Source organism: Capnocytophaga sp. oral taxon 332 str. F0381 (assembly GCF_000318275.2).
GTDB lineage: Bacteria > Bacteroidota > Bacteroidia > Flavobacteriales > Flavobacteriaceae > Capnocytophaga > Capnocytophaga bilenii.
Window position 1 is genome coordinate 273 of record NZ_KB291321.1, and the last position, 963, is coordinate 1,235.

The following is a 963-nucleotide window of genomic DNA, read 5'->3' on the forward strand; positions in this document are numbered from 1 at the left end:
TAGGCACGAGCTACAAGCTCGCGCCAGCAGGGGAAAATGATAAAAGAAATCAGAATACTATTTACAAATGGCAATGGGATACAGTAGCAGATTTTGCTGAAGATGAAAACATATTTAGAGGATTAGAAAAAGAAAGTGAGTGATGAAAGCGATAATTTTATTAATGATTAGCTGTTTTTTATTAAGCTGTGCAACACCTGATTATCTTCCTAAAAAGAGAAAGATAGGTGAGATAGAGTATTTTGATACAGAAAAATTTAATAAACATAAGAATCCAAAAACAAATTCTTATTATTTACATAAAAAAGATACTATTGAAATTTTAAATTCTGTAAAATCAGATTATTCTTTTGAGACTTTTGGGATATACAAAAAACAATATAAGCTCATCAAAGAATACTATCTTAATGGAATGATAAAAGAACGAGGAAAAGAATTTTTCACTCCTAATTCTATTAATTTTAAAATAGGCAAATGGGAATATTTTGATGAGCAAGGGAATTTGCTAAGGGTTGAAGATAAAGATGGTAAAGACAGAGATTATCCAATGACCTATAGAGAAGCATTTCGAAGAGTTTGTTGGCGTTATGGGTTTAGCTTGAAGGATGTAGATATATTGATAATTCCTACAGATGAAGGCGTTTTTTGGTTTTTTGACAAAGGAGAAAATAAACAAATGATAGTTAATATGAAAACAGGGAAAGTTAAGAAAATTCAGATGGAATATAAGGAATGAATTACACATCTTAATTGAACCTAAGATTATCCAATGACATATAAAGAGGCTTTTCACAGAGTTTCTTGGCGTTATGGTTTTAGTATTAGAGGAATTAATATTATAATTCTCCCTTTAGAAGAAAAGACTTGCTGGGTTTTCACAAAAAAGAAAAAACTTTGCTATTAATATACAAACAGGAAAAGTTAATAGAAAACGTGTTTAAACTTTTTTGAGGAACTTGGAGA

The 963-nt window shown here is 29.6% G+C and carries 1 protein-coding gene; it reads left to right on the forward strand.

Annotation, left to right across the window (positions count from 1 at the left end):
* Window positions 1-142 precede the first annotated feature (142 nt).
* The gene (locus HMPREF9075_RS08370) at window positions 143-736 is read left to right on the forward strand and encodes a hypothetical protein (protein ID WP_009416100.1); all 594 of its coding nucleotides are present in this window, start codon (window positions 143-145) and stop codon (window positions 734-736) included.
* Window positions 737-963 lie beyond the last annotated feature (227 nt).